The 14,436-nt window shown below is 60.3% G+C and carries 9 protein-coding genes and 1 tRNA gene; 5 read left to right on the top strand and 5 right to left on the bottom strand.

Annotated elements, in window-relative coordinates; all coding sequences use genetic code 11:
* Window positions 1–17 precede the first annotated feature (17 nt).
* From INHI_RS0108220 to INHI_RS0108205, 4 genes are all read right to left on the bottom strand, one after another.
* Window positions 18–494 carry an acyl-CoA thioesterase gene (locus tag INHI_RS0108220; protein ID WP_027247339.1) on the bottom strand — a complete coding sequence of 159 codons (477 nt, stop codon included), beginning with the start codon at window positions 492–494 and terminating at the stop codon, window positions 18–20.
* A gap of 148 nt (window positions 495–642) precedes the next feature.
* Window positions 643–716 (bottom strand) — tRNA-Gly (locus INHI_RS0108215).
* Between the two features lie 75 nt (window positions 717–791).
* Window positions 792–2,888, bottom strand: coding sequence for an ASKHA domain-containing protein (locus tag INHI_RS0108210; protein ID WP_027247338.1), 2,097 nt, complete (start codon window positions 2,886–2,888; stop codon window positions 792–794).
* 161 nt (window positions 2,889–3,049) lie between these two features.
* Window positions 3,050–4,225, bottom strand: coding sequence for a CaiB/BaiF CoA transferase family protein (locus INHI_RS0108205; protein WP_027247337.1), 1,176 nt, complete (start codon window positions 4,223–4,225; stop codon window positions 3,050–3,052).
* Between the two features lie 264 nt (window positions 4,226–4,489).
* On the opposite strand from INHI_RS0108205, the gene guaB reads away from it, so the two are divergent.
* From guaB to INHI_RS0108185, 3 genes are all read left to right on the top strand, one after another.
* Window positions 4,490–5,938, top strand: a complete 1,449-nt coding sequence (gene guaB / locus INHI_RS0108195; protein WP_014879972.1) for an IMP dehydrogenase — start codon at window positions 4,490–4,492, stop codon at window positions 5,936–5,938.
* Window positions 5,939–5,988: 50 nt separating this feature from the next.
* Window positions 5,989–7,200: an RsmB/NOP family class I SAM-dependent RNA methyltransferase gene (locus INHI_RS0108190; protein WP_027247336.1), complete on the top strand. Its 1,212-nt coding sequence runs from the start codon at window positions 5,989–5,991 to the stop codon at window positions 7,198–7,200.
* Between the two features lie 93 nt (window positions 7,201–7,293).
* Window positions 7,294–9,609 (top strand): ATP-binding response regulator, encoded by a 2,316-nt coding sequence (locus INHI_RS0108185; RefSeq protein ID WP_027247335.1) that lies wholly within the window; start codon window positions 7,294–7,296, stop codon window positions 9,607–9,609.
* Between the two features lie 64 nt (window positions 9,610–9,673).
* Here INHI_RS0108185 and INHI_RS0108180 read toward each other — a convergent pair whose 3' ends face one another.
* A complete protein-coding gene (locus tag INHI_RS0108180) occupies window positions 9,674–10,267 on the bottom strand; it encodes a hypothetical protein (protein ID WP_027247334.1) in 594 nt (197 codons plus the stop codon).
* A 204-nt stretch (window positions 10,268–10,471) separates the two neighbouring features.
* Here INHI_RS0108180 and recA point away from each other — a divergent pair, with 204 nt between their 5' ends.
* Window positions 10,472–11,539: a recombinase RecA gene (recA, locus tag INHI_RS0108175; protein WP_014874638.1), complete on the top strand. Its 1,068-nt coding sequence runs from the start codon at window positions 10,472–10,474 to the stop codon at window positions 11,537–11,539.
* A gap of 212 nt (window positions 11,540–11,751) precedes the next feature.
* Window positions 11,752–14,403 (top strand): alanine--tRNA ligase, encoded by a 2,652-nt coding sequence (alaS, locus tag INHI_RS0108165; protein WP_027247333.1) that lies wholly within the window; start codon window positions 11,752–11,754, stop codon window positions 14,401–14,403.
* Window positions 14,404–14,436: the final 33 nt, after the last annotated feature.

Genomic DNA, 14,436 nt, shown 5'->3' with positions numbered 1-14,436 from the left:
GGGCTGAAATCCCTCGCCTAACCCTCTGCAATTGCGCCGTCCCGCTCTCTCAGGGCGGCGCGCAGGCTGTCTGGCAACGGGTAGCCGGACTGCCCATCTGGCGTGCGCAGAACCATGATACCGGTCATCGTCGCACGCAAATCGCCAGACCAGATCTGCTGTTCCATCACATATGAGGTGCGCCGGAAGGACACAACGCGGGCCGTGGTGATATAATCTTCCTCCAGCAACATTTCCTTCACATAATGTACATTGGCGTTGCGCAGCACATTGCGAGGCGCTGGCATCCCCTTGAAATGCGGTGCGAAAAACCGGTCGTAGTAGGCCACGCGCAGGGTTTCAAACCAGCTCAGGTAGGCCTTGTTGTTGACATGATGGAGGATATCCAGCTCGGAAAACCGCACCCTATCCGCCATCGCCAGCGGCTGCGGGTTCTGGAGCCCGTGATAGCGTTGAGCGTCAGGGCTGAGCGGGGTGTGAAAGATCAGGTCCATGCAGCAGTCGGTAGAGAGATTGGTGCCAAGGTGCAAGTCGGCACTCCGCAACAAGATGTCTCACAGGAAGCATTCGAAAGGTGACGGAAAACGGAAGATGGCACCACAAATTCAGTGGGTTGGTGTAACAATCTAATGTCGGATATTTTGGAGCGGGTAACGAGAATCGAACTCGTAACTAAAGCTTGGGAAGCTGCCGTGATACCTTTTCACCATACCCGCGCCAATAAGGGTTGATTACCGGTTTCGCGGGGGAGGGTCAAGCGCCCAACACCCCCCGCTACCGGCAAAATCGACTTACCCGCGCCGCCGCCGCCGACGGCGTCCGCCATCGTCATTGCCGTCGCTACCTCCTGTGTTGAAGTTCGCCTCTGGCAGGGTGACGATGCTGTTCAGGATCGGGAACGGTTCTGCGGAGTTCGGGATCGCAGAGGCATTGACGAAATGCTCCTGAAACCGTGGCTCCACTGCGGTTTCGATCTTTTCGATCTGCTGCACAGTGGCCTCAATCTCGCTGCGGGCCTCCGTGTTGAGCAGCGCAATGCGGGCGCCGGTGCCTGCGGCATTGCCCGCACTGGTCACCTTGTCCAGCGGACAATCAGGGATCATACCGAGGACCATCGCGTGTTTTGCGGAGATATGCGCGCCAAAGGCGCCCGCCAGCACCACCCGATCGACGGTATCAATGCCGAATTTGTCCATCAGGAGGCGCGCGCCGGAATAAAGCGCCGCTTTGGCCATCTGGATCGCGCGGATGTCGGGGTTGGTCACGGTGATGGTCGGGCCACCCTCGACAGAGCCGTCCCACAGCAGATAGGCATTGGTGCGTCCGTCCTGAATGCAGCGTGTCGTGCCAGTTTGTTCTGCCGAACCGATCAGGCCAGAGGCATCCAGCAACCCGGCCATGCGCATTTCGGCAATCGCCTCGATGATGCCGGATCCGCAGATACCAGTGATGCCGGTGGTGGCGACTGCCGCAGCAAAACCGTCCTCATCCGACCAAATGTCGGAGCCGATCACCCGGAAGCGCGGTTCCTTGGTTTCCGGGTTGATCTCGACTCGTTCAATTGCACCGGGAGCAGCGCGCTGACCGCTGGAGATCTGCGCGCCCTCAAACGCCGGCCCGGTGGGGGAGGAGCAGGCCAGCACCTTGTCCTTGTTCCCGAGCAGGATTTCCGCGTTGGTGCCGACGTCCACCACTAGCACCAGATCCTCGGATTTGTCAGGCGCTTCCGACAGGGCGACCGCCGCAGCATCGGCACCCACATGGCCGGCAATGCAGGGTAGGAGGTAGACACGGGCGGCCGGGTGAATATTGAGGTCCAGCTCCACCGCGCGCAGTGCCAGCGCATTGGAGGTCGCCAGCGCAAAGGGCGCCTGACCCAGTTCAAACGGATCGATGCCGAGGAACAGGTGGTGCATCACCGGGTTGCAGACAAAGACTGCGTCCACGATCAGCGCCTTGTCAATTTCTGCCTCTGCTGCGATCTGGGTGAACAGCGCATTCATGCCCTCGCGTACCGCGCGGGTCATCTCCTGATCGCCGCCTTTGTTCATCATCGAATAGGAAACCCGGCTCATCAGGTCTTCGCCAAAGCGGATCTGCGGGTTCATGATGCCGGAGGAGGCCACGACGTCGCCGGTTTTCAGATCGCACAGGTGCGCGGCGATGGTGGTTGAGCCAAGGTCAACCGCCAGACCATAGATTGAGCCTTCGTAGAAACCGGGCCAGATGTGCATAATCTTGGGTGGGTGGTTTTCATCGCCCAGATGCACGGCCACGGTAACCTTCCAGCCGCCCTTGCGCAGGGCCGGTTGCAGCACGCTCAGGATATGCAGGTCGGTTTTGACACCTTTCAGATCCCATTGCGCATCCAGCGCCTCGATCAGCCGCTCCATATCGCCTGTGGGTTTATGCATGTCGGGTTCTTCCACCTCGACATAATAAAGGCGGGTGGAGGGGTTCATGGTGATGTCGCGCGCTTCGGCACGCTTACGCACGACTTGGCGGTGGACCTGGCTTTCCGGCGGCACGTCGATCACCACATCGCCTTGGACCTGCGCCTGACACCCCAGTCGCCGCCCGTCGATCAGGCCGCGTTTGTCCTTATAGCGCTGTTCGACCTTGTTCCATTCGGTCAGGGCGTCGTCAGCGACTGTCACACCATGTTTGGAGAACTCACCATAAGAGGGCGTGATCTGACATTTCGAACAGATGCCACGCCCGCCGCAGACCGAATCCAGATCGACCCCCAGCTGACGCGCCGCGGTCAGGACCGGAGTGCCGACCGGAAACCGGCCACGTTTGCCGGAAGGGGTGAAGACCACCAGCGGATGCGATGCGGGATCAGTTGCGGTCTCGGTCGAGATCTCGGGGGCGGGATCGTTTGCCATGCCTGTACCTATCTTGCTTGCGCGGTTTGGGCGGAGCATATGGCGTTTTCGGCGCGAGGAAAGGCGGCGCGCGTCATTTTGCAGTCTCGTGGCGTCATTTCTGCGTGGTTTTAGGAAAAGACAGCTCCGGGCGGTGGTTTGGCGATCCAAATCAGTCGGCCTCAGGTGTCGTTGACTGGTGGACCTGAAGCGATTTCACCCAGCCAATTCAGGATCTGGGCTCGGTGTTCGTCGAGCATCGGCGCAGGCGGGCGTGTTGTCTCGTCGGGCAGGGCAGAGAGTTTGACCGGATTGCCCGCTGCTTTGAACCGCGGGGTGCCCTCTTGGTCGCAGACATCCACCAGCATATTGCGGGCCAGGATCTGGGGATCCCGCATCACCTCGGCCACAGATTGGATCGGACCGGTCGGCACACCGGCGCGCTGCAGCCGGTCGATCCAATAGGATGCGGGCTGGTCCAGGGTCACTGCCTCAATCAAGCGTTTGAGAAGGCGCGCGTTTTCGCAGCGCGCCTGATTGCTGGCAAAGCGCGCATCTGTGGCCAGCGGCAGGTCCAGCGCTGTACAAAGGGTCGCAAACAGCGTGTCGTTGCCAGCCGCGATCACAAACAACCCGTCGCTGGCGTGGAACGTCTCAAACGGGGTGATCGACGGGTGACGCGCCCCCGACGGGCGCGGTGCCTCACCAGTCACCGAGGTGATAGCCACCGCGTGCTCCAGCAGCGCCAGCTGGCTGTCGAGCATGGCGATATCCACCTTTTGACCGGGCGCGCCACCTCGCACCGCATAGAGCGCCGCCAATACGCCCTGACACAGGAACATACCCGCTGCGATATCGCCGATGGAGGCGCCGACGCGCACTGGTTCGCGGTCGCGCTCGCCGGTGATTGACATCACCCCGCCACGGGCCTGTACCACCATGTCATAGGCCGGACGCAGCCGGTCGGGGCCGGTATGGCCAAAGCCGGAGACCGCGCCATAGACAAGTTTTGGGAAACGGGCATGGAGCGCTTCCCAGCCATAGCCGAGCCGCTCCATCACGCCGGGGCGAAAATTTTCGAGGATCACATCGGCCTGTGTCAACAGCTTTTCGAAGATTCCGCGATCTTCCTCGGCGCGCAGATCCAGGGCGATGCTCTCCTTGCCGTGGTTGATAGTGGAGAAATAGGCGCTGTCGCCATCTTTGAAGGGCGGGAAGGCGCGGGTGTCATCGCCATGGCCCGGTCGTTCTACCTTGATCACCCGCGCGCCAAGATCGCGCAGCGTCATGGAGGCATAGGGGCCAGCCAGCACATGGGTAAGGTCGAGAACAACAATATCGCTGAGGGGGCGGATCATGATGAGGCTCCTAGATGATCTGTTCGCGCGCTCTTGGTGGCGGATTGGCTGGCAGGGTGCCTTGATACAGATCAGTTGCACGCTGACAGGGGAGAGCGTCAGGATGGGCGGTCGGCAGATACTTCCAGACAGAACAGCCGACGGCTCATGGCCTGCTTGAGAAACCATCGCAATTCTCCCGTTTTTCCGGCGCCACCTCTTTTCCCCCTTCGGCTTCTGTGCCATAGGGTCATCGCCAAACGGGGTTATGCATGGGGATGACAAATGCAGATTCGTGAGGCTCTCACATTCGATGATGTTCTTCTGGTTCCGGCAGCGTCCAGCGTTCTGCCGAACACGGCTGACACGCGCACGCGCGTCACAGGCGGCATCTCTCTGAACATTCCTTTGCTCAGCTCGGCGATGGACACGGTGACGGAATCCCGGATGGCTATCGCAATGGCGCAGGCCGGCGGTATGGGCGTCATTCACAAGAACCTGGATCTGGAAGAACAGGCCCGTCAGGTGCGCCGGGTCAAACGCTTCGAGAGCGGTATTGTCTACAACCCGATCACCCTGACCGCGGATCAGACCCTTGCCGATGCCAAGGCTTTGCAGGAGCGCTACCGCGTCACAGGATTCCCGGTGGTGGACAAGGAGGGCCGCGTGGTCGGCATCGTGACCAATCGCGACATGCGGTTCGCCACCGATGACAACACGCCGGTTTCAGTGATGATGACCTCCGACAATTTGGCACTGTTGCATGAGCCGGCAGAGTTGGAAGAAGCCAAGTCGATGATGAAGTCGCGCCGCATCGAAAAGCTGCTGGTGACTGATGGTGATGGCAAGCTGACTGGCCTGCTCACCCTGAAGGACACCGAACAGGCGGTTTTGAACCCCACCGCCTGCAAGGATGATCTGGGGCGCTTGCGGGTTGCGGCAGCCAGTTCCGTTGGAGACAGCGGCTTTGCCCGCTCCGAGGCGCTGATTGATGCCGGTGTTGATATTGTCGTGGTCGATACAGCCCATGGTCATTCCGAAGGTGTGATCGAGGCAGTCAAACGCATCAAGGCGCTGTCGTCTGGTGTGCAGGTTGTGGCGGGCAATGTCGCAACCGCTGCGGCGACCAAGGCGCTGATTGATGCGGGTGCCGATGCGGTGAAGGTCGGGATCGGCCCGGGCTCCATCTGCACGACCCGTATGGTTGCGGGTGTTGGTGTGCCGCAGCTCACTGCGATTATGGATTGCGCCAGCGCCGCCGGTGACATCCCGGTCATTGCCGATGGTGGCATCAAGTTCTCTGGCGATTTTGCCAAGGCCATCGCGGCAGGGGCGTCCTGCGCCATGGTTGGCTCGATGATTGCAGGCACTGACGAAAGTCCGGGCGAGGTGATCCTCTATCAGGGTCGTTCCTTCAAGTCCTATCGCGGCATGGGATCGCTGGGCGCAATGGCGCGCGGCTCCGCAGACCGCTATTTTCAGAAAGATGCCGCCAGCGACAAGCTGGTGCCCGAGGGGATCGAAGGTCAGGTCGCCTACAAAGGCTCGGCCGGTGCGGTGATCCACCAGTTGGTGGGCGGTCTGCGTGCGGCCATGGGGTATACCGGCTGTGCGACGGTGGATGAGATGCGCAAGAACTGCGAATTTGTCCGCATCACCGGCGCGGGCCTGAAGGAAAGCCACGTGCATGATGTGCAGATCACCCGTGAATCGCCGAACTATCGTATCGGCTAAAGACAGGAGCGCTGCCCAATGACTGTGACGCATCACCAAGAGGCCGGGGTATGACCCCGGCTGCCCGCCGCCAGGCCGCTATCGAAATCCTCGATCACATCCTGACAGGAGAGCCTGCTGAAAAAGCACTGACGGCCTGGGCGCGACGGAGCCGCTTTGCCGGATCCAAAGATCGCGCAGCGGTGCGTGACCATGTTTTTGCGGCCCTGCGGTGCCTGCGTTCCTATGCAGCCCTTGGGGGCGGTGGTGGCGCGGGGGAGATCTCTGATGCCAACACAACGGGTCGGCAGCTGATGTTGGGGGCTCTGCGGGCAGAAGGCGTTGATGTGGCTGAGATATTCAACGGAGTAGGCCACGCGCCTGCGCCGCTTGAACCCGCCGAGGAGGCCGCGATCAGCACTGCGCCTCAGATGCAGCCGACGGAGGCGCTTGATATTCCGGACTGGCTCTGGCCTGCGTTTGCGGCCAGCCTTGGCGATGCCGCAGAGGCGGCAGCGCGGGCGTTGCAGCAGCGCGCGCCAGTGCATCTGCGCGTCAACCAGCGAAAAACCGATCGCGACGCAGCTTTGATCGCGCTGTCGGAGGAGGGGATCCTTGCCGAAGCGCACCCCGCGGCGGATACGGCGCTGTCAGTGACCGAAGGGGCGCGCAAGCTGCGCAACAGTTCGGCCTATCTGACCGGATTGGTCGAATTGCAGGATGCCGCCAGTCAGGCGGTGATCGAGGCGCTGCCCTTGGCTGACGGTCAGCGGGTGCTTGATTTCTGTGCTGGTGGCGGCGGTAAGAGCCTCGCCATCGCAGCGCGAGGAAATCTTGCAGTTTTTGCCCATGATATCGCGCCGCAAAGGATGAAAGACCTTCCTGCACGCGCAGACCGGGCTGGGGCTGCGATCACAGTGCTGGCGCCTGATGATGTTGCTGCCAAAGCCCCGTTTGATCTGGTGCTATGCGACGCACCCTGTTCCGGCTCCGGCTCCTGGCGGCGCGCGCCCGAAGGCAAATGGCGCCTGACGCAGGCGCGGCTGGATGACCTGTGCCAGACACAGGCGCAGATCCTGAACGACGCCAGCCAGTTGGTGGCAACCGGTGGAACGCTGGCCTATGCGACCTGCTCGATGCTGAATGCGGAAAACTGCGATCAGGTCGCGGCATTCCTGGCCAGGAACCCTAATTGGCAGTTGCAACAGGATCACGGCTGGCAGGTCCACGGTGGAACAGATGGTTTCTATGTTGCTGTTCTGTCCCGTTTCGGCGACGATTGATCGACTTTAAGGCAATTCGGATCCTGCGGTATTAACGCAGTTTTAACCTAATTCGTCTCGATATAAGCACATAAATTCATCGAGGGAGCCGCAATGAACGGTCGCCATGCTTCACCCGTTCCACAGTTGCGCGTCTACACGCCGGAACATGCTCGCCTGGCGGCGGTTTTGCTTTTGTCGGGCATGGTCATCACCGCGCCCTGGCTGTTTCAGACGCCGGAGTGGATCACGCGCGGGCTTGTGGCTGTTGGCCTGACGCTGATTGCCGTGGCGCTGATGATGCTGGTGCAGGCGCGTACCCGGCTGCGAGCCCGGTCAATGGCGGCTGCTCTGCTCACCGGGTTCATCGACAAAGATGCGACCGCGACCTTCGTCTGCGATGATGACGGGATGATCCACGCCTCCAACGGGGCGGCGCTGAAACGCTTTGCGGATGCCGATACCGAAACGCTTGCGGGCACGTTGCGATCAATCCTCGCCAATCCCTCGGCAGTTCTGTTCCGCCTGCAAAGCCGTGCCCGTGTTGACGGGGCCGCGCGCGAAGATATCGTGACGCGCCGCGGCCATGTGCGGCTGGCCGTCCATCAGATGCAGGGCGGTAGCTTTCTGTGGCGGGTGGAGGAGATCACGGATCGTCCCACCACCAGCCGTGGCGCCGATGCGGTGCCGATTCCGATGCTGACGGTCGGTCGGACCGGGGCGGTTCTGTTCATGAACGAGGCGGCCCGCAGTCTGATTGGCGAACGGGTGAAGTCCACCGATCGTCTTTTCACATCCTTGCCGGTGCTGTCCGGACAGATCAACACCATGAGCACCAAAAGCGGGTTGATTGAGGTTCTGGTCTGCGAGAAGAACCGCAGTCAGGGACGCAGCGAACTATATTTCCTGCAACTGGCTGACAACGAAACCTCGGTCGGTCAGGCCTCTCTCGAGAGCCTGCCGGTACCGTTTGTTAAGGTGGACCCCAAAGGAACACTGCTCTCGGCGAATAAGCTGGGGATGCATCTGCTTGGCATCAGCTCCTGCGGCAATCGGAATATCGGCCAGTTGATGGATGGTCTTGGCCGTCCGATGTCGGACTGGCTGCGCGACACCGCTGACGGGCAGGCCTCGCATAAATCCGAATTCTTGCGCCTGACACGTCGTGACAAGGAAGTCTTTGTGCAGGTGACCCTTACGCGGGTTATTGAGGAAGGGGAAACCGTCCTCATCGCGGTGCTGAACGATGCGACTGAGCTGAAAACGCTGGAGGCGCAATTCGTCCAGAGCCAGAAGATGCAGGCGATTGGCCAGTTGGCTGGTGGTGTGGCGCATGATTTCAACAACCTGCTGACGGCCATTTCGGGGCATTGCGATCTGCTGCTGTTGCGCCATGATCAGGGCGATCAGGATTTTGGCGACCTGATCCAGATCCATGAAAACGCCAATCGCGCGGCGGCTCTTGTAAGCCAGCTGCTGGCATTCTCGCGTAAGCAGACTTTGCAGCCTGAAGTGCTGGATGTGCGCGACACCCTGTCTGACCTTACCCATCTGTTGAACCGACTGGTCGGTGAGAAGGTAACGCTGACGCTGAGCCATGATCCGGTCATGCGGTCGATCCGGGCGGACAAACGTCAGCTGGAACAGGTGTTGATGAATCTGGTGGTGAATGCGCGCGATGCGATGCCGCAGGGCGGTGAGATCCGTATCGAGACCGAGGCCGTGGTGCTGGATCAACCGCTGGAACGCAACCGCGCGGTTGTACCTGCTGGCGACTGGGTCACCGTCAAGGTTTCCGATGAAGGCGTCGGTATATCCCCGGATAAGCTGCAAAAAGTGTTTGAACCTTTCTACACCACCAAACGGACGGGTGAGGGGACCGGGCTTGGTCTTTCGACAGCCTATGGCATCATCAAACAGACGGGTGGCTATATCTTTGTCGACTCGATCAAGGATCAGGGCACCCAGTTCACTCTGTTCTTCCCGGTGAACACGCAGGTGGAGCCAGAAGCCGCTGCCGCGATCACCGTTGATGCAACCGCAAAGCCGGTTGCCGCTCAGCATGGCGAAGGGGTTGTTCTCCTGGTGGAGGATGAAGCGCCCGTACGGGCCTTTGCGTCCCGTGCGTTGCGGATGCGGGGCTATACGGTGCTTGAGGCGGAATCTGCCGAAGATGCGTTGCGCACCCTGGAAGATCCGGGTCTGACAGTCGATGTGTTCGTCACTGATGTGGTGATGCCGGGTATGGATGGGCCCAGCTGGGTGCGTGAGGCGCTGAAGACGCGTCCGGATACCCGCGTGGTCTTTGTCTCTGGCTACGCCGAGGGGGCCTTTGGCGAGGCCGAGCCATCGGTTCCGAATTCGGTCTTCCTGCCCAAACCCTTCTCACTCAACCAGCTGACAGAAACTGTTCACGAACAGCTGCATTAACAGGCGGCGTTCGGACCCTGGTACGGTTGTGCCCGTAGTCCGGCCGGTAGCGAGTGTGCTGGCGTCAGCTCAGGCCTGCATAGAGTGCGAACTCATCCGCTCGCTTGCGTCTGACAACCTCCAGCGCAGCACTGCTGGGAGCCAGATCAGCCTGCGGGCTGACATTGAGGCGGGGCAGGTCGATTTCGGTCTGGAGACGCTCCTTGAGGAACCCGTGAAGCGCGTTTGGGTCCTCATAGCGGAATAAATGACTGACGGCGCAGCCATTGGGCTGGGCTTCCAGAAATTTGGCCTGGCTGCCGACATCGGCATGGGGCGGCGGCTTCCCCTTGCAGGCATCCCGCAGAAAATCGTCAAAACTGACCCCCAGCGTACTGTTAGCATGGCCGCGCAGATCGTCGCGCTGCCGGAACCGGTACCAGCTGCCCAGCCAACTGACCGGTTCGCGCATGACAGCGACCAGCTCCATTTCTGCGTTGCAAACCTTAGCCAACATTGGGCGAATCCAGCGGTTGTAGCGGTATACAGGGGCGTGTTTCAGCTGTGGCGGGTTGGCAAATACCATATCGGCACGTGCGCTCAGCGCCGCCTGATAGGCCGTGGTACCAGTTTTTGGCACGCTCAGCAGCGCCAGTCGTTCCTTGAAAAAGATCAGCATAGCGTGAAAAATCCGCGGCTAAGACGAAGGGTCTACCTTGGATAACACTCTCTTAACCCTCTTGGCCACCAGATCAGGGCAGGAGTGGCCACGTCAGATTTTCATTGCAATGTTCTCCTTTTGATCTCATATAGAACAAGAGGCGAACAAAGCAGTGATTGCCGCCCGCTCGCGGGTGTGACACATAGAAAGGGACAAGGGACTATGGCGGATCTTTTGACCATGAAAGACAACAAGAAGAGCGGCGATAAACAAAAGGCGCTTGATAGCGCCCTGGCGCAGATTGAGCGGCAGTTCGGCAAGGGCTCCATTATGAAGCTCGGCGACGGAAACCCCCTGAATGAGATCGAGGCCTCCTCGACCGGGTCGCTGGGGCTGGATATCGCACTGGGTATCGGTGGCTTGCCGATGGGGCGTATCGTTGAAATCTACGGCCCTGAAAGCTCGGGCAAGACAACGCTGACCCTGCATTGTATTGCAGAGCAGCAGAAGAAAGGCGGCGTTTGCGCCTTTGTGGATGCGGAACACGCGCTGGACCCGCAGTATGCGGCCAAGCTGGGTGTCGATCTGGACGAGCTGCTGATTTCGCAGCCCGATACCGGTGAACAGGCGTTGGAAATCACCGATACTCTGGTGCGCTCCGGGGCGGTGAACATGGTGATCGTGGATTCTGTTGCGGCGCTGACACCCAAGTCGGAGCTGGAAGGGGACATGGGCGACAGCAGCGTCGGCGTGCAGGCCCGCCTGATGAGCCAGGCCATGCGCAAACTGACCGGCTCCATCAGCCGTTCCAACTGCATGGTGATCTTCATCAACCAGATCCGGATGAAGATTGGCGTTATGTTCGGCTCGCCCGAAACCACAACTGGTGGTAACGCGCTGAAATTCTATTCCTCCGTCCGCCTGGATATCCGCCGTATCGGCGCGATCAAGGACCGGGATGAGGTCGTCGGCAACGCAACCCGCGTGAAGGTCGTGAAGAACAAAGTGGCCCCACCGTTCAAACAGGTGGAATTCGACATCATGTATGGTGAAGGCATCTCCAAGATGGGCGAACTGCTGGATCTGGGTGTTGCCGCAGGTGTTGTGGCGAAATCCGGTGCCTGGTTCTCCTACGGGGATGAGCGCATTGGGCAGGGGCGTGAAAACGCCAAAACCTATCTGCGTGAAAACGCCCATATCGCCTATGATATCGAGGATAAGATCCGCGCGGCTCATGGGCTTGAGTTTGACCGACCGGAAGGCGCGGACGACGACATCCTGGAAGCCTGACAATGAGGGCGCAGGTGGCCCTGTTATGTGCCAAGACGCGATAATACCTGTTCATAGCACAGATAATGCTGGGAAAATCTGATCAAATCAGGGCGCGGATCTCTCCGCGCCCTTTTTTCATGTCGGCTTTCCGCACCGCAGCGCTGGACAGGCTCTCTGGGGGCGGATACATCTTCCCGAACCGCTGAGACAGCCAGCCGAGAGATCCGATTATGCCGACGCTCAATGATATCCGCTCAACCTTTCTGAACTACTTTGCAAAGCAAGGGCATGAGATTGTGTCCTCCAGCCCGTTGGTGCCGCGCAATGATCCAACCCTGATGTTCGCCAACTCGGGCATGGTTCAGTTCAAGAACTGCTTTACCGGGGTAGAAACCCGCGACTACAAACGCGCGACGACCTCGCAAAAATGTGTGCGGGCAGGCGGTAAACACAACGACCTCGACAATGTCGGCTATACCGCGCGTCACCATACGTTCTTTGAAATGCTGGGGAATTTTTCTTTTGGCGATTACTTCAAGGAAGAGGCGATCCCCTTTGCCTGGGAGCTGATCACCAAGGAATTCGGCATCGACAAGAGCCGCCTTCTGACCACGGTTTATCACACCGATGACGAGGCGTTCGAGATCTGGAAGAAGGTCGGCGTGCCCGAAGACCGGATCATTCGCATCGATACTTCCGACAATTTCTGGCAGATGGGGCCGACCGGCCCCTGTGGGCCCTGCACCGAGATTTTCTATGATCACGGCGATCACATTTGGGGCGGCCCTCCGGGCAGTGCCGATGAAGATGGCGACCGGTTTATCGAGATCTGGAATGTCGTCTTCATGCAGAACGAGCAGTTCGAAGATGGCACGATGAAGGCGCTCGACATGCAGTCGATCGATACCGGCATGGGGCTGGAGCGGATCGGCGCACTCTTGCAGGGCAGCCACGACAACTACGACACCGACCTGTTCAAGGCCTTGATCGAAGCCTCGGCCGATGTGACCAATGTGGATCCATATGGTGACCAGAACGTCCACCACCGGGTGATTGCAGACCACTTGCGCTCGACATCCTTCCTGATGGCCGATGGTGTGATGCCGTCGAACGACGGGCGCGGCTATGTATTGCGTCGCATTATGCGCCGCGCGATGCGTCATGCGCATCTTCTGGGCGCCAAGGATCCGGTGATGCACCGCTTGGTGCCAGCGCTGGTGCAGCAGATGGGGGCAGCCTATCCTGAGCTGGGCCGCGCACAGCCGATGATCGAAGAGACGCTGCATCAGGAAGAGACCCGGTTCAAGCAGACGCTGGATCGCGGCCTGAAGCTGCTGGACGACGAATTGTCCGGTCTGGATGAGGGCGCTCCGTTGCCCGGTGCTGCGGCGTTCAAGCTTTATGACACTTTCGGATTTCCGCTGGATCTGACCCAGGACGCCTTGCGCGAAAAGGGCCGGACCGTGGACACCGACGGGTTTGACAGCGCTATGGCGGAGCAGAAGGCCAAGGCGCGCGCAGCATGGTCAGGGTCGGGTGAATCGGCGGACAGCACCATCTGGTTTGATGTTGCTGATCAGGCTGGCACCACCGATTTCCTCGGCTATGAGACCGAGGCGGCTGAAGGCCAGATCATGGCGCTTGTGGTTGATGGCGCCCAGGTTGCCGAAGCCGGTGTCGGCACCGATGTGCAGGTCGTCCTGAATCAGACCCCGTTTTATGCGGAGTCCGGTGGGCAGGTCGGCGACAGCGGCGAGATCCGTGTCGATGGCGGTGTGGTTCGGGTGATGGACACCAAGAAAGCCGCTGGCGTCTTTATCCACTTTGGCAAGGTCGAGAGCGGCATGATCACCAAAGGCGCCGCAGCCCAGTTGGAGGTGGATCACCTCCGCCGTAGCGCCATTCGTGCGAACCATTCCGCCACGCATCTGCTGCACGAGGCCCTGCGCGAGGCGCTGGGGGATCATGTGGCGCAACGCGGCTCGCTCAATGCGGATGATCGCCTGCGGTTCGACTTCAGCCATAGCAAGGCGCTGAGCGCGGAAGAACTGCGCCGGGTGGCCGTTGATGTGAACCGGTTTATTCGCCAGAACACCGTCGTTGAAACCCGGATCATGACGCCGGATGATGCCCGCGCCCTAGGCGCGCAGGCACTGTTCGGTGAAAAATACGGCGACGAAGTGCGCGTGGTCTCCATGGGCGAAGCCGCCACCGGCAAGGGCCAGGATGGCAACACCTATTCGATCGAGCTGTGCGGCGGCACTCATGTGCGCCGGACCGGGGACATCGGCACATTTGTGATCCTGAGTGACAGTGCATCTTCTGCCGGTGTGCGCCGGATCGAGGCGCTGACCGGTGCCGAGGCCTTTGCCCATCTCGACCGAGAGGCCCTGCGGATGGCAGAGGTGGCGAATAGCCTCAAGGCACAGCCCGAGGAGGTCATGGACCGTCTCAGGGCGCTGATGGATGAACGCAAGGCGCTGCAAAACGAGGTGTCGCAGCTGAAACAGCAGGTCGCGATGGGCGGCGGTGCTGGTGGCGCCTCAGAGACCAAGGAGGTCGGCGGCAAGACTTTCCTCGGTCAGGCGCTGGAAGGTGTCTCCGGCAAGGACCTGCGTGGATTGATTGATGCCCATAAGCAGAAAATCGGCTCCGGTGTGATCCTGCTGATCGCCAATGATGGTGGCAAGGTGGCGGTGGCCGCGGGTGTCACGGATGATCTGACGGCAGAAGTGTCTGCGGTTGATGTCCTGAAGGCGGCGGTTCCGGCGGTCGGCGGCAAGGGCGGCGGTGGCCGTCCCGATATGGCGCAGGGCGGCGGCAAGGATTTCGCTGGCGCTGAGGAGGCGATCAAGGCGGCAGAGGCCCTGCTGGCCGGTTAACATAACTGTTTGATCGTCTGATCAAAAATGACT

The organism is Phaeobacter inhibens DSM 16374, from assembly GCF_000473105.1.
Lineage (GTDB): Bacteria > Pseudomonadota > Alphaproteobacteria > Rhodobacterales > Rhodobacteraceae > Phaeobacter > Phaeobacter inhibens.
This window is presented reverse-complemented; position numbering and strand designations above follow the sequence as displayed.